The sequence below is a fragment of the Streptomyces sp. NPDC020875 genome (genome assembly GCF_040641415.1).
GTDB lineage: Bacteria > Actinomycetota > Actinomycetes > Streptomycetales > Streptomycetaceae > Streptomyces.
Genome location: NZ_JBFADP010000059.1, coordinates 26,511 through 51,005 on the forward strand (window position 1 = coordinate 26,511; position 24,495 = coordinate 51,005).

Below are 24,495 nucleotides of genomic sequence, written 5' to 3' on the forward strand. Positions count from 1 at the left end.
CCTGGCGCGATGCTGAACAGTGGCCGTCTGCTCGTCCTGCTGGAGATCGCCCGGAAGGGCACCATCGTGGGGGCCGCCGGGGCGCTGCATCTGAGCGCGTCGGCGGTCTCGCACCAGCTGGCCCGGCTGGAGCAGGAGATGGGCGTCGCGCTGGTGGAGCGCGCCCCGCAGAGTCTGCGGCTGACGGCCGCCGGGCGGCGGCTGGCCGAGCACGCCCAGGCCATCGCCGATCTGATGGACGTCGCGCGGGACGATCTGCGCGGCCATGCCGTCGGCGAGGCCGGGGTGCTGCGGCTGGGGTTCTTCGCCTCGGCGGGCCTGGAGCTGCTGCCCCGGGCCCTGTCCGCGTTCGCGGCGGCCCGGCCCCATGTGGAGCTGGAACTGATCCTCGGGCAGCCGCACGAGCTGGTCCCCGATCTGGAGGCGGGACGGCTGGACGCGGTGGTGGTCTTCGAGCATCCGCTGGACCCGTGGTGCCGTCAGGCGTCGGTGGACGTGGAGATGTTCTTCGACGAGCCGCAGCTGATCGTGGTGCCGCTGCGGCACCGGCTGGGCCGCCGTTCGGTGGTCCGGCTGGCCGCGCTGGAGGGCGAGAGCTGGATCGGCACCCGGGGCGGCCACAGCGGGGAGCCCGTCCTGGAGCGCGCCTGCGCCGTGGAGGGCTTTCTGCCCCGGGTCCGCTGCCGCAGCGACCACTACCAGGTCACGATCAATCTGGCCCGCGCGGGAATGGGGATCGCCCTGGTCCCGGCGCTCGGTCTGGGCGATACGGCGGGTGTCCACGTCTGCCGGCTCGACCACCCCCGGCTGCACCGCCGGATCGGTGTCGCGACCCGGGGCACCAATGAGAATCCGCTGCTCCGCTCGTTCCTGACGGATCTGCGGTCGGCTGCGGAGGAGGTCGGGGCGCTGCTGGGCGCGCAGTGGACGTGACGCCGGAGCGGGCACCGGCCGCGTCGCACTCCGGCCCCGCCACCCGGCGGCCTGCCCCCGGACCCGGCCCGCACACCGCGCGCGGCTGATCGCGCGGTTCCGCCCCCTGTGCCTTCGGCGATGGAGGGCCCCCGGGCACGGGAGGCGCGCTCGTCCCGCCCGGCCGACGGTGCACGGCCGGACGGTACGCCGCGGAAACAGCCGCCCGAGCCTGTCGTGCGACGACCACCCGGTACGTGGCCGACCGCTCCGTTCACAGGGCTGAGCCCTGCTGCCGGTCGCTCCGGTGACAGGGCCCGGCGGGCCGGGGAGTCAGCCAGCGTACTCCGCCAGGGTGCGGCCGACGTCGCGGATGGCGTGGACCGCCGCGCGTTCCGTGCTCTCGCCGAGGGCCGTGTCCCAGTGCGCCACGATCGCGTACGCCACCCGGCGGGCGCCGATGAAGACGCCCGTATCGGCCCGGACCCCCGGGTCCGTGCCCGTCTTGTTGGCGACCAGCAGGACGCCGGGCGGCGGGGCCGGGAACTCCCGTGTGTAGGGGTCGTGGACGGCGAGCGCCGGGGCCAGGCCGTGGTCGGTGTTGGACCGCATCCAGTCGAGGAGCAGCCGGGACGCCCCCGGTGTGACCAGGGTGCCGCGGGCCGTGTGGGCGGCGAGTTCGGCGAGCGCGCGGGCGGTGCCGGTGGCGAAGACCGGCGGGTCGCCGGGGCCCCGGTGGTCGCGGACCCGGTCGTGGACGGTCAGTTCGCCGAGGGAGAGGCGCCGGGCGAGGTTCCCGGTCGCCTCGGTGCCCACCAGCCGCAGCAGTGCGTTGGTCGCGGTGTTGTCGCTGACGGCGGCGGTGAGCACGGCGAGGTCGGCGACGGTCCAGCCGGTGCGGCCGAGCCGGGTCAGGAGGCCCGTGCCGTGGACGGTGTCGGCCGGATCGAGGGCGACCGGTGCCGCCGGGTCGAGTTCACCGGCGTCGATCCGGCGGGCGACCTCGGCCAGCAGCAGCAGTTTGGCGGTGGAGGCGACCGGCAGGACGACGGTGTCGTCGACACCGGTGGTCCGGCCGTCGTCCACGTCGATCGCGGCGACGCCGAGGACGAACGGCAGCGCGGCGGCGCTGCGGGCGGCCGCGGCGACTCGGGCCAGGGTCACGGCACCCTCACCACCTTTCCGGCGCGCACCCCGGTGGGCCGGCCGTCGCGGACGGCGACCCGTCCCGCGACCAGGACCGCGGCGACGCCGTCGGGCGCGAGCAGCGGACGGTCGAAGGTGGCGTTGTCCCGTACGGTATCGGGGTCGAGGACGACGAGATCGGCACGGGCCCCGTCGTGGACGGTGCCGCGTCCGGTGAGCCCGAATCGCCGCGCGGGCAGTCCGGTCATCTTGTGGACGGCGCTCTCCAGGGTGAGGAGTCCCTCGTCGCGCCCGTAGTGGCCGAGGATCCGGGCGAAGCTGCCCGCCCAGCGGGGGTGCGGGCGGCCCGGTTTGGGCACCCCGTCGGAGCCGATCATGGACAGGGGGCTGGCGATCACCCGGCGTACGTCGTCCTCGCGCATGGAGTGGCTGATGATGGTGACCCCGCCCGCTTCGGCGAGCAGCAGATCGCAGACGTAGTCCACCGGATCGGTGCCCGCCGCGGCGGCGAGGTCGGCGATCCGCCGTCCTTCGGCGGCCGGATGGCGGGGGGCGGCGGCGACGGTGACGAGGTCCCAGCCACCGTTGCCGACGGTGTTCTCCCAGCCGTCGACGCCGTGGGCGATGGAGGTACGGATCCGGTCGCGGACCGCCGGGTCGGGGAGCCGGGCGAGCAGGGCGCCGATGCCGCCCTCGTTGGCCCAGGGCGGCAGCAGGGCGTGGAGTACCGTACTGCCCGCCGTGTAGGGGTAGACGTCGCACAGGACGTCCACGCCTTCCGCGCGGGCGCGTTCCAGGGTCGGCAGGGTGCGCAGGGTGGCGCCCCAGGCGTGGCGTCCGGCGGTCTTGTGGTGGGAGATCTGGAGCGGCGCGCCGGACTCGCGGGCGATCTCCAGGGCCTCTTCGACGGCGGTCTCCACCTGGGACATCTCGTCCCGCAGATGGGTCACATACGGTTTGCCGTGCCGTGCGGCGATCTCGGCGAGCGCGATGAGTTCGCCGGTGTCGGCGTAGCCGCCGGGCGGATAGATCAGTCCGGTGGAGAGCCCGGCGGCGCCCTGGGCCAGACAGCGGTCGAGCAGGGCGCGCATGGCGCGCAGTTCGGCGGGTGTGGCGGGCCGGTCGTCGAAGCCCATCACCCCGGCGCGGAGGGTGCCGTGGCCCACCAGGGACGCGATATGGGTGGGGCGCAGGGCCGGGTCCTGGCCCCGGGCGAAGCCGTCGAAGTCCTCGGCGGGCGGTACGGCTCCGATGCCGAAGACGACCCGGGTGTGCTCGGCGAGGGCGGGCAGCCGTTCGGGCCGGGCGGGGAAGAGTCCGCTGCCGCAATTGCCCGCGATCTCGGTGGTGACGCCCTGGAGCAGCGGGGCGAGCCGCAGCGCTTCGAGCCCGTCGTCGCCGTCTCCCCCGCCCGGGGCCCGGTCCGCCGGGCGGGCGGCCAGGGCGTCGGAGTGGGTGTGGACGTCGATGAAGCCGGGGGTGACGATCCGGCCGGTGGCGTCGATCACCTCGGCCGCCTCGGGGCGGCTGCCCGGCGGCAGTACGGCGATCCGGCCGCCGGTGATCCCGATGTCGGCGGTCCGGCGCGGGGCGCCGGTCCCGTCGACCAGGGTGCCGCCTCGGAGCAGTACGTCGTAGGGGGGCCGTGGGGTGGCCGTGGGAGCCGCCATCACAGCACCGTCGACAGGAAGGTGCGGGTGCGCTCGTGCCGGGGGTCGCCGAAGAGCTGCTCCGGGGGTCCTTCCTCGACGGCGGCGCCCCGGTCGAGGAAGAGGACGCGGTCGGCGATCTCCCGGGCGAAGCCCATCTCGTGGGTGACCACGATCATCGTCATTCCGCTCCGGGCCAGGTCGCGCATGGCGGCCAGGACCTCGCCGACGAGTTCGGGGTCGAGGGCGGAGGTGGGTTCGTCGAAGAGCATCAGGGCCGGTTCCATGGCGAGGGCGCGGGCGATCGCGACCCGTTGCTGCTGACCGCCGGAGAGCTGGGCCGGGTAGTGGTCGGCGCGGTCGGCGAGACCGACCCGGTCGAGGAGTTCCCGGGCCTGCCGTTCGGCCTCGGCGCGGGAGCGGCGTTTCACGGCGACGGGTCCCTCCATCACGTTCTGGAGGGCGGTGCGGTGGGGGAAGAGGTGGAACCGCTGGAAGACCATGCCGATGCGTTCCCGCTGCCGGCGGATGTCCCGGGGCCGCCGCTCCCGCAGTACGGTCCCGGAGGTGCCGTGCTGTTCGTAGCCGACGAGTTCGCCGTCGACCCGGACCCGGCCCGCGTCGATCTTCTCCAGATGGTTGAAGCACCGCAGCAGGGTGGACTTGCCGGAGCCGGAGGGGCCGATGACGCAGACCACCTCGCCCCGGGCGACGTCGAGGTCGACGCCGCGGAGCACCTCGGTGTCGCCGAACCGTTTCCGGATGCCCCGGGCTTCGAGGACGATGTCGTTCACGCGGTGGCTCCCTTGCCGGTTCGGCCGGGTACGAGGTTGGCCAGCACCCGGCGGCGGACCGGGACGGCGGCGGGGTTGTAGCGCCGTTCCACGAAGTGCTGGATGACGCTGGCGACGGTGGTGAGGACGAGGTACCAGATCGACGCGACCATCAGCAGGGCGATGACCTCGAAGTTGGCCAGGTAGAGATGCTGGGAGACGGTCATCAGATCGGATCCGGCGATCACCGAGACCAGGGACGTGGTCTTGAGCATGGAGATGAACTGGTTGCCGAACGGCGGGATGATGACCCGCATCGCCTGCGGCAGGACGACCCGGGTGAGGACCTGCCGGTTCGACATGCCGATGGACTCACCGGCCTCGCGCTGTCCGGGGTCGACGCTCTGGATCCCGGCCCGGACGATCTCGGCCATATAGGCGCCCTCGTTGATGGAGAGCCCGAGCAGGGCCGCGACGAAGCCGGTGATGACCGCGTTGGTCTGCCACTCGACCAGCTTGGGGCCGTCGAAGGGGATCCCGATGCCGATCACCGGGAAGAGGAGCGCCAGATTGAACCAGAAGATCAGCTGGACCAGGAGCGGGGTGCCCCGGAAGAACCAGGTGTAGGCGCTCGCGATGACCCGGAGTACGGGGCTCTCGGAGAGCTGCATCACCGCGACGAGCACCCCGATGGCGATCCCGACGGCCATCGAGACCAGGGTGAGCTGGACGGTCACCCAGAGGCCCGCGAGGATCCGCTGGTCGAACTGGTACTCGACGACGATGTCCCAGTGGAGGTTGGGGTTGACGACGACGGTGTACGCCAGCCAGACCGCGAAGAAGACGGCGGCGGCGACGGCGAGCCAGCGCCCGGGCCTGGGCCGGGCGGTCACCTTCAGGGCGAGGGCGTCCCCGGCGACCGGGTCAGCCGGGGGCGCGGAATCGGCGGCCGGTCCGGAGCCGGTCATTGCAGAATCGTTCTTTCGGAGCTGGGTCATGGCGTTCCCCCGCTCAGGCGCCGTCGTTGACGGTGGCCTTGGGGACGGCGCTGCCGCCGACGCCGTAGGAGTCGAGGATCTTCCGGTAGCCGCCGTCGTCGATCAGCCCCTGGAGGGCCTTCTGGACCGCGTCGCGCAGTCCGGACTCGTTCTTGGCCACGGCGATTCCCCAGGGCGCGGAGCCGTACTGCGTCGGCAGGGCCTCGTAGACCCCCTTCTCCTTCACGAACATCGCGGCCACCGGATAGTCCACGATGGTGGCAACGGCCCGGCCGCTGTCGAGCTGGAGCAGCCCCGTCGGCGCGTCCTCGCTCTGCGAGATCCTCATCTTCTGAGCGCACTGGGCGTTCTGCTTCTGGCCGATGGCCAGGTTGGAGCTGCCCTTGGCGAGGACGACGGCCTTGCCGCAGAGGTCTTCCAGGGAGTTGATCCCCTCCGGGTTGCCCTTCTTGGTCATCACCACCCCGCCGGTGCGGAAGTAGTCGACGAAGTCGACGGCCTTGCGCCGCTCGGGGCTGTCGGTCATCGAGGACATCACCAGATCGAACCGGCCGGACTGGAGTCCGGGGATCAGCCCGTCGAAGGCGGCGTTGGTGAGTTCGAGCTTCAGGCCGAGCCGGTCGGCGACGGCCCGGGCCAGATCGGGGTCGACCCCGGTCAGCTCGGTCGTGCCCGGTTTGTACATCTCCATGGGCGGATAGCCGACGGCGGTGGCGACCCGCAGTACGCCCTTCTCGCGGATGTCCGCCGGGACCAGTTCGGCGGCGCTCTTGCCCGAGGCGGCGGGATCCGCGGCGGAACCACCGCCGCCCTGGTCGGAGCGTCCGCAGGAGACGGTCAGCAGGGCGACCAGCGCCAGGGCCGCGAGGGAGCGGGCGCGTCTCCGGTTTGCCATGGATCCTCCAGTTTTTCTCCACGCGGGGTGACTTGCGCAGATGCTGACAGTCGTCCGGCCGGAAACGGAAGATGATGACGTCATTCGCGGCTGAGCATCGATTTCGGTACGGCTCCGCTCCCCCGGTGGCCGCGCCCCCGACCGCCCCCGGACACACGACGGCACCCCGGCCGGGCGGCCGGGGTGCCGGGGTGCCGGGGTGCCGTACCGCCCCCGCTCAGGGCGTGAACTGCACCGACATGAAGACGGCGTCGGCGACCCACTGTCCGGGTTCCAGCTCCTCGGCCGTGGCGTTGCGGCAGTTCTTCTCCACGTAGAGGACCGCCCGGCGGTCGGTGTTGTTGTCGACCCGCCCCCGCGCGCTACGGCCCACCGGATAGCACCGGCTCTCCGACGGGTCGGTCAGGGTGTGCGCCACATCGCCCGGCTGGGTGTGGTAGACGAAGGTGCCCGTGGCGGCGGACGCGCCGGTCGTCGTCCCGAGGACCAGCGCCCCCGCCGCCACGAGAACAGCCACCGTCCGCCCTGTCGCTTTTGCCATATGTCTCCTTCCCGAGACCGCTGAGTGCCTGCCGCGCTTGCCGTACTTGCTGCGCCTTGACATGCCTTGTCCCGTACGTCCTTCCCGGTGGACGGGTGGCCCCATACCGTCGGCGGGGGTGTGTGACAGCCCCGTTACGGAGCCCCCGGCTCCCGGCCGTCACGGGCCGGGCGGGAACTCCCGCGGCCCGGTTCCCGGGTCCGGGCGGCCCGCCGCGTACCCGCCCACACGGCCAGCCCGAGGAAGCTGAAGACGGCGCCCGCCGCGCAGACGGCACCCCATCCGGCGACCGCGTAGAGGGATGTCGCGGTGAGGGCGCCGGTGGCGCTGCCGACCGCGTAGCAGATCATGTATCCGCCGATCAGCCGACTGCCCGCGTCCGGCCTGAGCGCGTAGACGACGGTCTGGTTGGTGACATGGACCGCCTGGACGGCGAGATCGAGCAGGATCACCCCGACGGCCAGCGCCCACAGGCTGTCGGGGGTGAACGCCAGGGGCAGCCAGGAGAGCAGCAGCAAGGCGAGACCGGTACCGGTGACCGCTCCGGCGAAACCCCGGTCGGCCAGCCGCCCCGCGGCCGTCGCGGCAAGGGCGCCCGCGACCCCGATCAGGCCCAGCGCCCCGATCGCGCTGTGCGAGAACTGGTACGGGGGCTCGCTGAGCGGCAGCGCGACCCCGCTCCACAGGGTGCTGAAGGCGGCGAAGACCAGCAGCCCGTAGAGGGCCCGGAGCCGGAGCAGCGGTTCCCGGGCGAACAGGGCGACTGTGGAACGCAGCAGACGGCCGTAGCCCGGTGCCGCCGTCGGGGCTCCCCGGTCACGCGGCACCGCGCGGTACAGGACCAGGGCGAGCAGCGCCGTCAGCGACGCCGATACGAGATAGACGGCGCGCCAGCCCGCGAGATCGGCGACGAGACCCGAGACGGTTCTGGCGAGCAGGATCCCGATGACCACACCGCTGGTGACCAGGCCGACGACCCGGCCGCGTCCGGCGGGCGGGGCCAGGGACGCGGCGAAGGCCACCAGGGTCTGGGTGACGACGGCGAGCAGTCCGGTCGCCGCCATACCCGCGAGCAGGACCGCCGCCGTGGGGGCGGCGGCCACCGCGAGCAGCGCCGCCACGAGCAGGAGCAGTTGGGCGACGACGAGTCGTCGGCGGTCGACCAGATCACCGAGCGGCACGAGGAGGAAGAGGCCCAGTCCGTATCCGGCGTGGGTGAGCGTGACGACGGCACCGACCAGCGCCGGGCTCATGGCGAGATCCCGGCCCATGGTCACCAGGAGGGGCTGGGAGAAGTAGACATTGGCCACCGCCGCCCCGCAGGCGACGGCGAACAGGGCGACGAGCCCCCGGGGCAGACCACTCGCCGGTCCACCCCCGGCCCCGGGAGGTCGTATCGCGGCCTTCTCTTCGACGGACACCGGCATCCCCCACCTATCTGGTTTCATCTTGCTACCGATGGCGACCGTAGTGCCCGCTGGTAGCATGTTGCAACCAACATGAGAGGGGTCGCCGTGGTGGCCAGGACGCGCTTCGACGACAGTGACTGCCCGGTCGCCCGGTCGGTGGACGCCATCGGCGACTGGTGGTCCCTGCTGATCGTGCGGGACGCCTTCGACGGGAGCCGTCGTTTCGGCGAGTTCCAGCGCGGCCTCGGCGTGGCGAAGAACATCCTCACCGTGCGGCTGCGGGCCCTGGTCGCGGGCGGTGTCCTCGAAACCGTTCCGGCGTCCGACGGCAGCGCCTATCGCGAGTACGTGCTGACCGCCAAGGGAGAGGCGCTCTTCCCGGTGGTGGTGGCGCTGCGGCAGTGGGGCGAACAGCACTTCTTCGAACCGGGCGAACCCCGCTCCGAGCTGGTCGACCGCCGCCGGGAACTGCCCCTGCGAGACCTGGAGGTACGGGCCTCGGACGGACGCCGGGTCACCCCCGGCGACACCACCGTACGAAAGGTCGCCCCGGACACCCCCGAGGGGACCTGACGGGGCCGGTCGTCGCTGCGGTCTGCGCCGGTACTCAGGGTCCCTCGGTTCCGTCGCGGTCCCGGCCGGAGGCGAGCCGCAGCAACCGCCGCCAGTCCACCGGCGGCGCGGGTACGGCGGCGGGCGCGCGGTCGCGCGGCACCAGGACCCGCAGGGCGCCGGGGCGGAGCGCGCAGACGACGGGGGTGGGCATCCGCAGCGCCTCGCCGTCCACGGCGACGGGGATCTCGGCCGCGCCGGCGGACACCTCGACCCGCCGGGCGGTCCGTACGGTCAGTGCCGCCGACTGGGATCCCCGGACGGCCAGTTCGGCGGCCTGGGCCGCGCCCTCGACCCGGATGCCGAGGACGCCCAGCAGGCCGGAGTCCAGCCGGGGTCTGCGGCCCGAACCGCCGAGCACATCGGGCGAGGTGTACGGATTGTTGCTGACGAGGACCGCCTGGAGGGACGGCAGGACGGTGTCGTCGGCCCGTGCGTCGAGCCGCCGGACGTCCGGGCCGACCAGCAGATCGGGCATGGCGGCGAGCGCCGTACCCGCTTTGGCGTCGCGGTACTCGGGTCGCTGGACGACATCCGCGTAGACGCCGAAGGAGACCGTGTTGACGAACGGGCGGCCCGCGACCGTGCCGAGGTCGACCCGTACCTCCTCACCGTCGGTCAGCGCGTCCAGGGCGCGGGCGGGGTCGGCGCGGTCGAGGCCCATATCGAGGGCGAAGTGGTTGCGGGTACCGGCCGGGATCACCAGGAACGGCAGATCGTGGTCGGCGGCCACGGCCGCGACCAGGGCCTGGGTGCCGTCGCCGCCCGCCACACCCAGCAGGTCGGCTCCCCCGGTGACCGCCTCACGGGCCAGCCGGACGACATCGGCCGGGGCCTCGGGGTCGAGCCGGATCACCCGCGCGCCCAGCCGCTCGGCCCGTTCCGCCAGCCCGAACCGGTCCACCTTTCCGCCGCCGGACCTCGGATTCATGATCAGTACGGCGTGTCCGGGCCGGGCCGCCGGGGCCGCCCGTCGCGACCGGCGCGCCCTTCGGGGGTCCGATACCCGAAGCGCCGCCCGGGCACAGCTCAGGGTCGCGGCCCAGGACACGGCCAGCAGCAGGGCCGTGAGCCAGAGCCCGGCGACGGTGAGCAGCACCACGACGACGAGGGGCGCCGCGATCGCCACGACGGCCCCGAGGACCCGGACCGGACCCCGGTAGGCCAGGAACCACCAGACACCGACCGCGCACCCGGCCACCGCGAGCGGCGCGGCCACCACGATCAGCAGCCCGGCCTCGCCCACCGCCGTCACCAGCACCACCAGCACGCCCACCGCCGCCAGCAGGGCGAGCCGGGCGAGCAACCGCGCGGCGGCCGTACCGCCGCCGTACGGCTCGCCCCGGTCGGCCCGTGCCCCGGCGCCCCGCTCGTACTGGCCCATCCGTGTCTCGCCTCTCGCCCCGTCCGTCCCGCCAATCTGCCCGCCGCCGGGCCGGGGAGCACGCCGGGCGGGCTGCGCGGGTGAGGGACTTCCCGGCCCTACGGGTGTCGGCCCGGTCGGGATCAGGAGAGGGACATATCCGCCAGTACGTCATCGATCAGCCGGCTGTTCCCGGCCCCGGTGTCGTCCGTGACGCCCAGCAGGAACGCGGACCGGCCGTCGTCCACCGGGACGATGTTCATCCGCAGATGGAGCTTTCCGCAGTCGGTGCCGACCACCTTCACCACCACCGTATGGGCCGGGCGGCCGTCCACCGTCGTCGCCTTCGACTCCCGGAGTTCGGAGCGCCCGTCGGGACAGAAGAAGGTCGCGTTCGAGGAAGCGGCCCGCTCGGTCTCCCGCCGGAGCCCGGACTCGGGTACGGCCCCGGCCCGGCCCGCGAGCAGGGAGCCCCCTTCGGCACCGCCGCCGTCCCCGGTTCCGTCGCCGTCCGACGGCTCGCCGCCCCTGTCGACGGCCGCCGAGGTGAAGGCTTCGATCAGCCCTTTCCGCTCCGCGCGCCAGCCCTCGGGGACCGCGTACGAGATCCCGGCCTTCTCGTCCTCGACCCGGGGCCGGTCGGCGAGCGGCGATTCCTCGCCGCCCCGGCTCAGCCACCATCCGGCCGCCCCGGCGGCCAGCGCGCACAGCGCGACCGCGATCACGGCGATCCGCCGGTCGCGGGCCCGCGCGGGCGGCCCGGCGGTGCCCGGCGGGGAGGAAGGGCGCGGCGGATACGGCGGCGGGCCCGGCTGCGGTGGTGTCGACATATCCGACACTCTTCCGGCCGTGCCCGCCCCGGTCCTGAGCACCACTACTCAGACGGGTACTCAGCTCCCACAGGGCGTTCGCGGCACCGTCCGGCACCGTCCGGTGCGCCGCGCGGCTCTCGGACCGGCCGGATTATACGGGAGGCCGGTCCGCAGCCCACGCTCCGAAAACGTTCTTGTCCGCCCGGAAGGCGGTCTGAAAATCTGCGCCACATGCGACAGTTGAGATCACTGACGAACCGTCCCCGAAGGCCGAGATCTCCCCGCCGACGGCGTCTGACGGTCGGTCTGGCCACGGCTCTGGTACTCACCGGGCTCGCCGCGCCGGTCCGGGCCGACCCGGCGCCCCCGAGGTCGGAGCCGTCCGAGAGCCGGATACAGGACCTCCGGGCCGCCGAGAGCCCGTTGCGCGCCGAGGGCGCCCTGGCCTGGTCCGGGGCGGGTGGCGTCGCGAATCCGGCCGATCACACCCTGACGGCGGGCGCGATGAACGCCGAGACGACCAAACGGGTCACCCGACTGGAGAAGGTGCTGCCCAAGCGGACCCTGACGAACGCCATCGGCTCGGCGGACCGTACCGCCCAACCCGACTGCGCCCGCGACCCGTTCGGCCCGACGGCCCCGCAGCCCCAGCTCAAGTACTGTCTGGACGATGCCGACTCGGTCGACAAGGAGTGGCTCCCGCAAGGGGTCTCCGGGGTCTCGGACGCCAAGGACAACGAGTCGTGGGGGAACGCCGGGCCGGACATCCAGCTGTTCACCTCGTACGACGCCGAGGACCCGGGTCGCAACAACGACGCGGACAGCAGCAGGGCCGACTGCACGGCGGCCGAGCTGGCGGCCGATGACGCCTGCAATCAGAAGGGCGTACGCGTCACCTTCGTGAAGACCCGTAAGGATCCCGTCACCCAGGCAGTCATCGATGTGAAGTACCAGCACGCCCTGCTGGTCTGGACGACGACGATCCCCGGACCGGCGAACACCAACAAGATCTCCTACTACGGCGTGGCCTCGGACGACGACCCGATCCAGGAGGGTCTGCACGCCGGAGGCATCGTCTGGTACGGCGACTTCCTCTATGTCGCGGACACCCGGAACGGCATCAGGGTCTTCGACGTCCAGAGCATCCTGGATCTGGATCCCGACGGGAACCCGGCCACCCATGACGCCATGGGCCCGGACACCGACGGCGTACCGACCACCGCGAATGTGCAGGACACGACCAAGATCGGACGCCATGGCAACAGCTGGTACAGCTACGGCTACCGGTATGTGATCCCGCAGGTCGCGGCCTGGAAGTTCAAGGCCCCCCAGTCCAATCCGGACAACGGCGAGCACCGTTGTGTCGCCACCGGGGCGCCCAAGGCGTCGTATCTGACGCTCGACCGCTCGACCGTTCCCGACCAGCTGGTCATGGGCGAGTACTGCCGGCCGTCGGCCGCGTACCCGTCCACCGGACGTATCGCCTCCTATCCGGTGGCAGCCCTGGCCGCACGGACCGGGGAAGTCCCCGCCCGGAGCTGGAGCAACTATCTCCCGGTCACGGGCGGACATGTCCAGGGGGTGGCGGTGATCGAGGACCAGAAGAAGCTCTACATCAACGTCAGCCGGGGCAAGTCCGACCCCGGCCATCTCTACCGGGCCCAGTGGAAGACCGACGGCACCCTCTCCCTCATCGGCTCCCCCGTCCTCACCGCGGTCGGCGTGGAAGCCCTCACCATCGAACGCGGCAAGAACCGGCTCTGGTCCGTCTCCGAGTACTCACCACAGATGACGGGGTGTACCTCGATCTGCCAGCGGGTGCTGTACGCACACGATCTGACCTGGCTCGACAGCCGGCCCTGAGCCGTCCGTACGAAGGAAACCGGTGGGGCCGACGACTTCCGGCCATCCCGCCCCACCGGGCTGTCACGGATCGACAAGTGATCCGGCGCTCCTCGCCAACAACGACAGCCGCCCAGCCCGCGCGGGGCAGGCCGAAGCACCGGCGGTCCGCTCACCCGGGCCGCCGGAGCCCGCCTGTGATCAGTGGGGACCCTCCCACCACCGGGCTTTGTAGATACCGCCGTTCACCAGGGTGTACGCGGTACCCGTTCCGGTCCGGACCCGGCGGGTCTGCCAGTTGGGGCGCGCGCCGTCGTCCGGCGCGGTGAACGCGAGGACCGTACCGGCGTTGCCGGCCGCCTTCACCTTGGCCAGGGCGCCCGGGCAGCCGGGAGGCAGATAGGGCGCGAACTCACGGCGCGAGATCGAGAACTGGAAGAGGCCCGACGCCGTACTGACCCACAGCAGATCTGGCTGGCCGTCGACCCGGTTGAGGTCGTGACCGCCCGCCTCCGCCGCGGGAACGGGCTTCGGAAGGGGGAAGGTATGAGTGACGGCGATCTGCGGACTGCCGGGTGTGCCGCCCAGGGTGTAGGCGACGAGGTGGGTATCGCCCACCGCCCAGAGCAGGGAACCGGCCGGATCCCAGTGGACCCCGTGCGCGCCCGCCAGCGGGGCGGTGAAGGCGAGCGGGGCCGAGGGGGACTGTGAGGCGCCGTAGAGCCGGATGTCGCCGGAGCGGCTGGACGCCACCGCCACATCGCCGGTGGGGAGCAGTTCGATGCTGTGCGGGTTGAGGTCGTCGGTTCGGCCGCTGGTGGCCAGGGTCACCCGGCCGCCCCAGTAGCGGCTCTTGTCCGGATACCGGACGACTGCGGCGAAGCCGTAGGAGGCGGTGGTCAGGACATAGCGCTGCCCGGCCACCGTACGGTTCTTGGCCTCGCTCACGTAGGTGAAGGTGCCGTCCGGCAGCAGATCCGCGTAACGGCTGTCGCCCACCGGGTCGAACTCCCACAGCACGGGCGAAGGGGTCGCGGCGGGGTCCCACTCGGGGACGGCCGAGTCCAGCAGCAGAACGCGCGCGGACTTCTGGTCCCCCACGAGCAGCGGCGGCAGTGCGGCCGCCGGATTCGGGGCGGCGGCACCGGCGGTGGACACCAGCGGGCGGAACGCCGCCCCGGTGAGCGCGGCGGCACCGGTCAGCAACAGGGAGCGCCGGGCGAACCGGCTGTTGATAGGCATGACATGGCTCCGGAGGTGAGGAACGGGATGAGCGCGGAAACCCGGCCCGGACGGACCGGGACCCCGGGTCCGGACGGACACGGACGAGGAATCGGAGAGGGATGACGGAGGTCGAGGAGCGATACCCCGGCGGTCTCGACGAGCGGGCCGAGCAGGTGTACCTGCTGCTGCTCGCCGAACCGGGTATCGGGGCCGACCGGCTGGCGCGGCGGCTCGCCGCCGCTCCGGAGGAGATCGACCGGGTGCTCGGGGTGCTTCGCGAGCTGTCGCTGGTACGGGTCTCCGGGGAGCGGCCGGGCCGGTTCCATCCGGTCGGCCCGGGGCAGGGACTGGAAACACTCCTCGCCCGCCAGGCCGCCGAACTCGCCGCCTGGCACGAACGGGTCGTCTGGTCGCGGGCCGCCGCCGCCCGGCTGATCGCCGAATATTCGGTATCCGGCGGGCCCGGTGGTCCGAATGTGAAGGTGCTGACCGGAGCCGGGGCGATCCACCGCTGTCTCGTCCAGTCGGCCCGTGGCGTCCGTACGGAGGCGCTGCTGCTCCTCCCCCACGGCACCGGCGTCGTCCCCTGCCCGGGGGAGCGGTCGGCGTACGAGGTATTGGAGCACGGCGCCCGGCTGAGGGTGGTCGTCCCGGACGAGCCGCCGCCCGGGGACGAGTCCGGTCAGGGCCCGGCGCACCGGATCGCGGAGCGGGGCGGGCTCATCCGTACGGCCCCCGCCGCCGCCCTGCCCGTACGAATGGCCCTCTTCGACGGAGGGACAGCCGTACTACCGGCGTCCGGAACGCACTTCGGCGACGAGGCCCTGGTCGTGACGGGGGACGGGGTGCTGGCGGCCCTGTATGCCCTCTTCGAGAGCGTCTGGCGGTCGGCGGTCCCGCTCGACGCCGCGGCGGACCCGGATCCGGACGGCCTGTCGGAGCAGGACCGGACGGTACTGACGCTGCTGGCCGCCGGGTACACCGACGAGACCGTGGCCAAACGGCTCCGGGTGTCGCACCGCACGGCCCGCCGGCTGGCGACCCGGCTGATGGAACGGCTGGGCGCGCGGAGCCGGTTCGAGGCGGGGGTACGGGCCGCGCGGCGCGGCTGGATCGAGTGATCCGGGCCCCGCCGGAGGCCCCGAGGGGCCTTGGCCGGTCATGCGACGGTACCCACATGCAGGACTCCGCTCGGCGCCCCGGCGGCGTAGGTGTCGGCGATTCCGCCGTCGCCGTCGACCAGGGTGGTGTGGGTCCAGAACCCGTCCGTCCGGCGCGTCCGGTCCCAGACCTCGCCGACGACGGTGGTCTGGAGGTGCAGGGTGCCGTCGGGGAGCCCGGCGGCGGAGATGTTCCGTACGCCACCGTTGTCGTCGATCTTCACGGCGGCGTTCCAGGTACCGGTCCCGTCGGTCTTCCGGCCCCGGTCCCAGACCTCACCCGCCACCAGGGTCTGCAGATGCAGCCGGGCCTGCGGCAGGGCGGCGGCGGAGAGCCCGGTGACGACCCCGTCTGCGGTACTGGTGGTGACCTTGGCGGCGGCGCCCCACGTACCGGCCGCCGACCGGGCCCGGTCCCATACCTCACCGTTCACCAGGGCCAGGACGTGGAGTGTCCCGTCACTGAGCCCGGCCGACGCGATACGGGTGACCGTCCCCCGGTCGTCGATCTTGGTGGCGGCGCCCCAGGTACCGGTCGCCGACCGGGTCCGGTTCCAGACGTCCCCGTTGACCACGGTCTGGACGTGCAGGGTGCCGTCGGGGAGCGCGGCGGAGGCGATCTGCTGGATCGCCCCGTTGTCGTCGATCTTCACCGCCGACGCCTGCCAGGTCCCGGTCACCGTCCGGGAGCGATTCCAGACATCCCCGTTGACCAGCGTCTGAACATGCAGAGTGCCATTGGGGAGGAAAGCCGCGGAGACCGCCTTGATGGCTTGGTTGGCGTCCACCCGGGTCGCGGTGGCCTGCCACGTACCGGCCGCCGACCGCTGCCGGTCCCACACCGCGCCCGCCGTCGGTCCCGAGACCGGGTCGTCCGTCACGGAGACATTGCGCACCGGCTGGAAGGTCCCGTGCCCCGGATAGTACGGATACGGGAACACCCGCTGGTGCACGCCCGACGGGGTGAACTCGTAGCCGAGGTACGACGACTTGTCGGCCGCCTCCCACCGGTGGAACAGCACGGCATGCCCGGCCCCGCCGCCCGCGTCGTACACCAGGGCGTCGCCCGGCTTCAGCTCGGCCTTGGTGATGGGCTGGGTGATGCCCTGCGCGGCGAACGCGTCGATGGTCGGGGAGCCGTTGAGCTGCCACGCCATCGACAGATAGCCGGAGCAGTCGGTCCGGTACCCCTGCCGCAGCCCGCTCGCCCCGAACGCCACCCCCGACCTGGCCCAGCTCTCGGCCCGCGCGACGACGGCGGACCGCGAGACCACGGGCGGCACGACGGCCTGCCCGCCCGCCCCGACGACGACCCCCGCGCCCGGCTCGGGCACGGCGATGGCCGACTGCCCGACCCCCAACGACAACACCACCCCGGCGGCGGCGACAACCGCGACGGCGGAACGGCCACTGAGCGGAGCCTTCATACACACCTCTCCCTGCCGAAACGTGAACGCGCGCGCCGTGGGGCACGCGGCGGTGTGGATCACTTTTCCCGCGCGGGGGGCTACGGGGAACGCTTCGAGGGCGGCCGGAAGGGGCCTTGGACGGAAGCGGCCAGAGGGCAGACGCGCCCTTGCCTCTGCCGCCGGATCGCCACAAAAACTCATCAGCAATTTTACGGCTCCGATGCCGGCGGGGTCCACGAGATCCCTTCGCGCCTCAGCCGATCAATGACCCACTGCCGCCCTCTTTCATCAGCTACTTCCCATGCGTAAAGAAATGGCCGCTCGCGAGATCTGCGGAATCGAATGATCTCACGAAATCCGCCACTCCGACCGGAAACATCCGGCATGTTGTGACAGAGATCTGCCAGCCACGCAATGCAAGTCACGTAGTCATCATCCGGCCAGAATTCTATGGGCTTCGCCCGCCGCGCCATTGATCTAATTTCAAGGATAGCAATGTTCTTCAAAAACGAGCCCGCATCCCAGTCATCAAATTCCCTCAACGAACACTCCAGACCTCCGACCAAGAGAACAAAACGCGAATGAGGGGCATGCACGCCGCATCCCCCTCACCCACTGCAATTAAGTCAGGCTACCGATCAGCCACTACCCGGCCAAAGATGAATATAAATCGGCGTATCGGCAGTGATTCTCGAATTTGGATTATCCGCGCGACTGAGAAGTTCTGCCATTCTATGGTTCCCCTCGATCATGTAGCCATCTTCCGCATGATATCGCAAGAGAGAGAACTCGCCGTCGGTCGGCTGAGTTGTACTCTTCAGGAGCTGATCATCCGTCATCGAGCGGGCCATACCAGCCTTGAGGGGATCCGACCGCCAATTGCCACTACCATCGACATTATCGTGCCCAATTCCACGAAGATCGCCGACAGTCGCATTCGGCTCATGGACCGCTTCGGCCGCCTTCGATCCTTTTCCGAAAAGTCGGGAAAGGAATCCATCACTGGGGCAATTGTGCGTTAGGACCGGCGTAGTTCCTGCAAGCACATAGTAGGTGTGAACGTCCGCAACCGTCAGGTTGTGAACCCTGCGGTCGGGCTCCGTGGCACGGCTGATCCCCGTGATCTGGATGTGTGTACCGGCGCTCGTGCGGAGCAACTGGCCCCGTCGGAGGTCCGTCGCGTCGATCCACTCGCGGAGTTCCGGGACCCAGAACGGGTGGCCGTCCGTCGCTGTGACCGTGGAGGTCGCGTCGCCCTCCGAGCCGTCCGTGTCGATGGTGATCCGGACGAGGTTCTTCGTGCCCTTGCCGGTGATCTCCGCGGTGACCGTGCGCGCGGACGTCTCACCCGTCTCGGGGTCCGTCGCCAGGACGACGTCGCCGACATCGACGTCCTCGATGGCCTTGGTGGAGCCGTCGGCCATCAGGACTCTGGTTTCGGGCGTGAAACTGTTGTTCTCACACGACTCCGCCGCCTCCTCAAGGCGGCTCGCCTTGCGGTCCTGTTTCTGCCAGGCCAAGAAGTCGCTGAGGAGGGATTCGGCCAGTTTCCCGATCTTCTTGACGAGCGCCGCGCCCTTGCTCCATCGCCATGGCGCGCCGTATTTCAGGGCGAGTTTGGCGATGATTCCGGTCGGGGCGAGCAGGTTCATGGCCGTGGCGCCGCAGGAGCCGAGCGAGCCCGTGGTGAAGCAGTCGAGCGCGTCGGTGATACCGAGTTCGTCGGCGACGATTCCGGCGAGTTCCTGCGCCGCCGTCTTCATCCGGGTCTCGGTCTTCTTGGCCGTGTTACGGGCCTGGATGGCCTTGACCTTCGCCGGCGGGGTGTAGATCTGGCGGTACTTCCTGCTGCGGTCCCATTCCTCGTTGGGCTCCTGGGCCCAGCCTCCGCCCGGCTTCTTCCAGCAGTTCATGCCCCGTTGCCCGCAGTCGTCCGGGGCCAGGCCCGTCGGGTCCGAGAGCGTGATCGGGCTGTTGTTGGCGTAGCCGTAGCCGTTGATCTGCTGGGGGTCGGAGAAGTCGATCAGCGGGTCGGCGGAGATGAACCGGCCGTTCTCCGGTTCGTATTCGCGCGCTCCGATATGGGTGAGTCCGGTGGCGTCGGCGGGTTTGCCGAGGAAGCCCTTGTCGTCGACCCAGGGGCCGGACGCGGTGCCGCGCGGGTTGCCGAAGGGGTCCATCCGGCGGCGGGTGACCGAGGCCGTGGCGGAGGCGATGGCCAGGGACATGGTGCCCTGGTGGTCGCCGGCGAGGAACTGGACCCCGGCGGCGGTGCGCAGGGCGATGGTGCGTCCGCCGAAGGAGTAGTAGCGGGTGGCCTCGACCGCGCGGGTGGCGGTGTTGAGCGCCAGTTCCACACCGGGCAGATAGAGGGTGTGCCGGCCCGTCTCCTCCTTGAGCAGTCGGGAGCCGCCCGCGTCGTCGACATGGCGGGTGGTCGTGTCGGCGCCGGAGAGGCGGCCTTCGGCGTTCCAGTGGAGGTCCTGGGTGGTGCCGTTGAGGACCCGGGTCTCGGTCTGGCCCGCCTGGTTGTAGGTGTAGCTGTCCTGGCGGGTGACGGCGGGTTCGCCGCCGTGCGCGGGGGTGTGCTGCTCCATCCGGAGCAGGGTGTGCGGGCCGCCGTTGCCCGCGGCGTCCTTTCCGTAGGTGTGGGTGCGGGTGATGTCCGGCTTGCCCGCCAGGCCGTGCAAGGTCTGGCGGCTGCGATTGTCGGAGGCGTCGTAGCCGAAGGAGTGCCAGTAGGGGGCGGGTCCGCCGACGCCCGCCGCGGTGACGGGGGTGACGCAGGCGCCGTTCCGCGCGCCGGTGCCCACCGCGCCGTTGGAGGGTCCGGCGCTGGTCCATGCCTGGGTGAGCCTGCGTTCCCAGTCGTAGCCGAAGCACTGGACCTCGGTGTCGGCCGCCGCCGGGGTGTCGGAGACGGAGGTGATGTTGCCCGCGGGGTCGTAGGTGTAGCCGGTGTCCTGGACCTCACCGGAGGTGCCGACGGGGCTCTCGACGGCGACCCGGGTCTTGATGAGGCGGTCGGTGCCCTTCTCGTAGTCGAAGAGGAGGGAGGCGAACTTGCCCGTCGCGCCGAGGGTGCCGAGGGTCAGACCGCGCGGCAGGGAGCGGGAGGTGTAGGTGGCCTCCGAGACGTACGAGCCGGAGAGGGTGCCGCCGAGGGCGGTCCGCATGGCGGTGGGCCGGCGCAGTTCGTCGTAGTCGTAGGTGAGTGTCTCGGAGGGCAGCCCACCCGCGGCCGGGACGGTCTGCGACTGGACGGTGCCGTCCGGGTTGTACTCGGTACTGAAGTCGTAGGAGCCCTTGAGTTCGGCGGCGGTGTCGCCGCCGACGACGACCCGGGTCAGCAGCGGCTGGTACATGGTGTCGAGCTGGAGCTGGAGGGTCGCGGCGGTCGAGACGCCGTTCTTGTACCGGTAGGTGCCGTAGAGCTGGCCCTTGGCGACGGTGTCGTAGGTGCTGGCGGTGAGCCGGGTGCCGGTGGTGGGTTCGCCCTCCCAGGTGCCGGTGGCGCGGCCGATGGCGTCGTAGGTGGTGGAGATCTTCTTGTTGCGGGCGTCGGTGGCGGACGTCGGCCGGTCGAAGTCGTCGTACGCGGTGGTGCTGGTGCCGGTGTCCGGGTCGGTCGCGGAGGTCTTCCGGCCGCGCTGGTCGTAGCCGTACGACCAGACGTTGCCGCCCGGGTCCCGGACCGTCTTCAGGAGATCGGCCGCCGTGTAGGTGTAGTGGGTGGCCTCGTAGTCGGCGGGGGTGCCGGTGGGCAGGGGCGCGTCGCCCTTGTAGCGGCGGATCTCCTCGGTCCGGCCGCGGGCGTCGGTGATGGTGGTGGTCGGCGCGGCCCCGGCCGGCGGGTCGCGGTGGACCCGGTCGCCGCCGTAGGCGTACGTGGTCCGCCACTTCTCCACATTGGCGACCTTGAAGATCTCCGCGGTGGGCCGGCCCGCCCCGTCGTAGACGGTGCTGCTGTGGCCGTCGACCTCGGAGGTCGGGGTGAAGAGCTGCGCGGAGGGCGCGGCGGCGATGGTGTAGTCGTTGTTGGTGGCGACGACGTTGCCGAGGCCGTCGTAGAAGGTGTCGGCGACGAAGGAGCCGCCGCCGGGGCCCTCGGTCTGGGTCTGCCGGGGGCGGAGGAGTCCGTCGTAGAGCGTGTACTCGGTGCCGTAGGCCGGTACGCCGTTCCGGTCCGCCTCGTACTTCTGGGTACGGACGGCGACGGGCGCGTTCTTGGCGACCTGGTAGGTGTATTTGATGGACGGGGTACGGGTCGCCTTGTCCCGGTCGGGGAGCCAGACGGACGTCAGCCGGCCCAGTGCGTCATGGGCGAGGTCGGTCCTGCGCCCGTTCATGTCGGTCTGGGCCGAGGGGACGCCGCGGGTGCGGTCGTAGTCGGTGACGGTCTTCCAGCCGAGCGGGTTGGTCTCCGTCTTCTTGGTGGTGAGCCCGTCGGTCTCGGTGTAGTCGGTGAGGGTGGAGTTGCCCGCGATGTCGGTGGTCTTGACGGGGCGGCCGTAGGTGTCGAAGTCGGCGACGGCGCTCTGGCTGACGGTCTGGTAGACGGGCGTGGTCCCGTTGTGGGACTTCAGCCGCTGGACCTTGGTCGGCAGCCCTCGGACGGGTGTGGCGCCGAGCGCCAGGCCGTCGTAGAAGGAGAGGTTGTCGGAGACGACCTGGGTGGCGCGGTCGGGGGTGGCGGAGCAGCCGACGGCCACCGTCTCGACCCGGGAGACCAGGTCGTAGATGTGCTTGGCGGCGCTGTCGGCGTATTCGGTGCGGACGCATTTGTTGTCGCTCGCGTCGCCGGTCTGCCCGTAGTCGTCGACCTCCACCAGGCGGCCGGTGGCATTGTCGTACCGGTTGACGGCCTTGGTCTCCTGCCAGCCGCCGCCTTCGAGGGCGGTGTGGGTGGTGGTGGCCGCGGACCGGACGTAGTACGCGTGGCGGGTGCCCCAGGTCTCCGCGCGGGTGGCGGTGGCGCGGTGCCAGGCGGTGGCCACACTCTTGGAGACGATCTTGTCGGCGGTGTAGCCGCCGTTGTAGACCGTGGTCTCCAGCTCGTGGCCGGAGAGGGGTTCGGGGTCGGGGTGGCTGGTGCCCATGGAGTCGGTGACGGCGGTGCCGAGTCCGCGCAGGAAGGTGTGTTCGGTGCGCTGGTTGGCGGCGCTGACGGTGCCCCCGGACTTGGTGACGCGGACCTTTCCGTAGCCGCGCCAGTCGCTGTGGGTCCGGTACTCGTCCTTGGTGATGCCGTCGGCCCGGGCCTTCTTCCAGCCGGCGTCGCCGAGGTAGCTGTACTCACTGACCATGTCCGGTGCCTGGCCGGTGAGATCGCCCTCGGTCACGTTCTGGGCGAGATATTTGTGGAACCAGTCGGTGACCGGGTCGACGGCGCCCGGCGGATGCCATTTCACCGGGTAGCAGGCGCGGTCGGGGGCGTCGACAGGCGGCAGGGACGTGGCCGAGCAGTCGGCGGCCCGGTAGAGGACGCTGAGGGTGCCGCCGCTCTCGTTGACGACGCCGGAGAGCCGTAGCCGGTTCATCGGCTGGATGTTGTCGTTGGGCTTGTCGACCCGGTTGGGCAGTTGGGTGCCGGAGAGTTCGACGGTCGGCAGTTCGACGGTCCCGGTACCGGCGTGGCCGGTGTGCTTGATGGTGTTGAGCCAGAGGGAGCGGGAGCTGTCGCCGTTGTCGGTGAAGAGATGGCCGAGGGACCAGGAGTCGACGGCTTCCCATCCGGCGCCGGCCCGGACCTGAGTGGTGATCTTGTCGAGCTTCTTACGGGTCCAGAAGGTGGCCGAGTTCTGTCCCTGGCATTTGGTTCCGGCCTTGCAGTTGAGGTCCCAGGGGACATCGGGCCAGCGGGTGGCCGTGGTGTCGGTCAGATCGGCCGGTTCGCAGTCGGCGGCGGCGCCGATGCACCGCTCGCTCGTGGCGAAGACCACCCGGGCCGGGGCGGGTGTGGTGTAGGCGGATCCGTCGCGCTGTCCGTATTCGATCCGCTCCAGATAGCCGCCGCGGGTGTACGGCTTGCCGTTCTCCGCGGTGAGCAGGCCCTGGGTGTAGTGGTTGGTCTCCTTGCCGTAGTAGTACGACATGGTGTTGCCGTGGACGTCGACGACGTAGTCGAGGTTCCACCGCCATGCCTGGAGGCAGTGCGAGGTGGCGAGGGTGGCCTTGTGGCAGGGTTCGCCCGCGTCGTCGCCGTAGACCGGGACGGTCCAGGTGGACTGGGTCTCCTCCTTGCCCGTGGTCCAGCCGGTGAGCCGGTTCAGACCGAAGTGGTACTGGGTTCCGTCGGTGGTGGTGAGCACCCACCGCTCACCGTTGTCGTCGCCGTTGGAGGCGCCGGTCTTCCGCTCGATCCGGGAGTTGGCGTCCCCGGCGAGCCGCCATTCCCCGGTGGTGTCGTCGCGGATCAGTTCACCGGCCGAGCCGCCCGCGAGCTGGATGGTGGCGTTGTCGTGGGCCCAGCACAGATCGCCGTTGGTCTTGGGGTGGCCGTCGTCGGCGCACGGCTTGTACCGGCGTTCGATGAAGCCCGGTTCGTAGCCGAAGCCCTGGCCGATCCAGGAGCCCTGGCTGTTGGTGGTCGCGGTCTGCCCGTCGACGGACTGCGAGGAGTAGCCGAGGGCGACGGAGGGCGCCAGTCCGCCGGGGACGGGCGGGGTGCGGACGGGGTACGACCAGCTGAAGGCGCCGGACGCGTTGGAGACGCTCCACTCGGCGGAGGCGGAGAGGGAGGTGGCCCCGAAGTCGCCCTGGTCGCCGGAGGCGGCGGCGGTGGCGGCGACGACGGTCGCCGCGGTTCCGGCGCCCGCCACCGGGACTTCGGCGCTCAGTGTCCCCTTCGCCGTGTCGTTACGGCTCGCGAGGGGGGTGGGGACGGCGCAACCGGTTCTTCCGGGGGTGGTCAGCACACAGGACGGATAGCTCACCAGGCGCAGCCGGGCGCCGTAGGAGGCGCCGTAGGCGTCGGCGAAGCCGGTGTAGTCGAGTTCCAGCCGGGTGGTGGCGGTCCGCCGTATCCCGTCCCCGCGGCTGAGGCCGATGAGGACGCCGTCGACTCCGGCGGCCTCGGTGGCGCGCCGGTCGGCGACGCGTACGGAGACCTTCGCGGGTGCCTCGGCGGTGCGGGTCGCGGTGCTTCTTCGTTCCGGCGGGCCGAGTCTGAGGGGCAGTCCGCCGGCGCGTACGGCCTGGTCGCCGAGGCGGACCTGCCGGGTTCCGGCGGCGGGCCAGCCGACCTTGCCGGGCGCGGTGACCTTCAGCCGCTCCGCGGGGTCGGGGGCGGGCTTCCGGGCCTGGGCGTAGCGGCCGTCGACGGGGTCGGCGGTCTCGCCGGGCAGCGCGGGGGGTTTGCCGCGGCCGGGCGCGGCGGCGGCGTCGGGCGCGTACTGCGGGAGCAGTCCGACGGTGAGGGCGACGCCGACGATCGCGAGCAGGCCCCGCCGGACCGGGGTGCGCGGGCGTGGCAGACGGTGGTTCAGGGGCCCGGATGGGCCCCGTGACCAGGGGAAGACAGGCATGCGTCAGCTCCAGGACGGTGAAGGACGGGGCTGCTGGGGCCATTGAGTGGCCGCCGGGCGCGGTGCCCCGGGGAACGAGGTCGTCGAAGGGACGGAGGGTGGCCGGGCCGCCCGAAGGGTTCGGGCGGCCCGGTGGCGTATCCGTACGCGGGGTCCCGTACGCGGGCGCCGCTCCCTCCCTCGGCCGGGCCACCACCACCTGGACGGTCAGCAAGGACGGCGGG

At 71.5% G+C, this 24,495-nt stretch carries 16 protein-coding genes; 4 read left to right on the plus strand and 12 right to left on the minus strand.

Annotation, left to right across the window (positions count from 1 at the left end; all coding sequences use genetic code 11):
* Nucleotides 1-9 precede the first annotated feature (9 nt).
* The gene (locus AB0G74_RS28205) at nt 10-933 is read left to right on the plus strand and encodes a LysR substrate-binding domain-containing protein (protein ID WP_361151657.1); all 924 of its coding nucleotides are present in this window, start codon (nt 10-12) and stop codon (nt 931-933) included.
* A 312-nt stretch (nt 934-1,245) separates the two neighbouring features.
* On the opposite strand, the gene AB0G74_RS28210 is transcribed toward AB0G74_RS28205, so the two are convergent.
* The 7 genes from AB0G74_RS28210 to AB0G74_RS28240 form a co-directional block, all read right to left on the minus strand.
* Nucleotides 1,246-2,076: a serine hydrolase gene (locus AB0G74_RS28210; protein ID WP_361151659.1), complete on the minus strand. Its 831-nt coding sequence runs from the start codon at nt 2,074-2,076 to the stop codon at nt 1,246-1,248.
* Nucleotides 2,073-3,728 (minus strand): D-aminoacylase, encoded by a 1,656-nt coding sequence (locus tag AB0G74_RS28215; RefSeq protein WP_361151662.1) that lies wholly within the window; start codon nt 3,726-3,728, stop codon nt 2,073-2,075. The genes AB0G74_RS28210 and AB0G74_RS28215 overlap by 4 nt, the downstream gene beginning before the upstream one ends.
* Nucleotides 3,728-4,501, minus strand: a complete 774-nt coding sequence (locus AB0G74_RS28220; RefSeq protein WP_361151665.1) for an amino acid ABC transporter ATP-binding protein — start codon at nt 4,499-4,501, stop codon at nt 3,728-3,730. The genes AB0G74_RS28215 and AB0G74_RS28220 overlap by 1 nt, the downstream gene beginning before the upstream one ends.
* Complete coding sequence (locus tag AB0G74_RS28225; protein WP_361151669.1) at nt 4,498-5,448, minus strand: amino acid ABC transporter permease; 951 nt, start codon at nt 5,446-5,448, stop codon at nt 4,498-4,500. The genes AB0G74_RS28220 and AB0G74_RS28225 overlap by 4 nt, the downstream gene beginning before the upstream one ends.
* Nucleotides 5,449-5,491: 43 nt before the next feature.
* Nucleotides 5,492-6,373 carry an ABC transporter substrate-binding protein gene (locus AB0G74_RS28230; RefSeq protein WP_361151672.1) on the minus strand — a complete coding sequence of 294 codons (882 nt, stop codon included), beginning with the start codon at nt 6,371-6,373 and terminating at the stop codon, nt 5,492-5,494.
* A gap of 217 nt (nt 6,374-6,590) precedes the next feature.
* Nucleotides 6,591-6,914 carry a hypothetical protein gene (locus tag AB0G74_RS28235; protein ID WP_361151674.1) on the minus strand — a complete coding sequence of 108 codons (324 nt, stop codon included), beginning with the start codon at nt 6,912-6,914 and terminating at the stop codon, nt 6,591-6,593.
* Nucleotides 6,915-7,048: 134 nt separating this feature from the next.
* Nucleotides 7,049-8,341: an MFS transporter gene (locus AB0G74_RS28240; protein ID WP_361151676.1), complete on the minus strand. Its 1,293-nt coding sequence runs from the start codon at nt 8,339-8,341 to the stop codon at nt 7,049-7,051.
* 87 nt (nt 8,342-8,428) lie between these two features.
* Between AB0G74_RS28240 and AB0G74_RS28245 the strand changes: the two genes are divergently transcribed.
* A complete protein-coding gene (locus AB0G74_RS28245; protein ID WP_361151696.1) occupies nt 8,429-8,896 on the plus strand; it encodes a helix-turn-helix domain-containing protein in 468 nt (155 codons plus the stop codon).
* 34 nt (nt 8,897-8,930) lie between these two features.
* Here AB0G74_RS28245 and AB0G74_RS28250 read toward each other — a convergent pair whose 3' ends face one another.
* Nucleotides 8,931-10,319 carry a diacylglycerol kinase family protein gene (locus AB0G74_RS28250; RefSeq protein WP_361151679.1) on the minus strand — a complete coding sequence of 463 codons (1,389 nt, stop codon included), beginning with the start codon at nt 10,317-10,319 and terminating at the stop codon, nt 8,931-8,933.
* A gap of 122 nt (nt 10,320-10,441) precedes the next feature.
* Nucleotides 10,442-11,128, minus strand: coding sequence for a hypothetical protein (locus AB0G74_RS28255; protein ID WP_361151682.1), 687 nt, complete (start codon nt 11,126-11,128; stop codon nt 10,442-10,444).
* 213 nt (nt 11,129-11,341) lie between these two features.
* On the opposite strand from AB0G74_RS28255, the gene AB0G74_RS28260 reads away from it, so the two are divergent.
* Nucleotides 11,342-12,973 (plus strand): hypothetical protein, encoded by a 1,632-nt coding sequence (locus tag AB0G74_RS28260; RefSeq protein ID WP_361151685.1) that lies wholly within the window; start codon nt 11,342-11,344, stop codon nt 12,971-12,973.
* Between the two features lie 180 nt (nt 12,974-13,153).
* Here the strand turns inward: AB0G74_RS28260 and AB0G74_RS28265 are convergent, their stop codons facing one another.
* Entirely contained in the window at nt 13,154-14,194 is a 1,041-nt protein-coding gene (locus tag AB0G74_RS28265; RefSeq protein ID WP_361151687.1) for a DUF6528 family protein, read from the minus strand.
* Nucleotides 14,195-14,295: 101 nt separating this feature from the next.
* On the opposite strand from AB0G74_RS28265, the gene AB0G74_RS28270 reads away from it, so the two are divergent.
* A complete protein-coding gene (locus AB0G74_RS28270) occupies nt 14,296-15,297 on the plus strand; it encodes a helix-turn-helix transcriptional regulator (protein WP_361151690.1) in 1,002 nt (333 codons plus the stop codon).
* Nucleotides 15,298-15,335: 38 nt separating this feature from the next.
* Here the strand turns inward: AB0G74_RS28270 and AB0G74_RS28275 are convergent, their stop codons facing one another.
* Together AB0G74_RS28275 and AB0G74_RS28280 are read right to left on the minus strand one after the other, a co-directional pair.
* Entirely contained in the window at nt 15,336-16,763 is a 1,428-nt protein-coding gene (locus AB0G74_RS28275) for a hypothetical protein (protein WP_361151692.1), read from the minus strand.
* A 620-nt stretch (nt 16,764-17,383) separates the two neighbouring features.
* Nucleotides 17,384-24,271: a polymorphic toxin-type HINT domain-containing protein gene (locus tag AB0G74_RS28280; RefSeq protein WP_361151694.1), complete on the minus strand. Its 6,888-nt coding sequence runs from the start codon at nt 24,269-24,271 to the stop codon at nt 17,384-17,386.
* Nucleotides 24,272-24,495 lie beyond the last annotated feature (224 nt).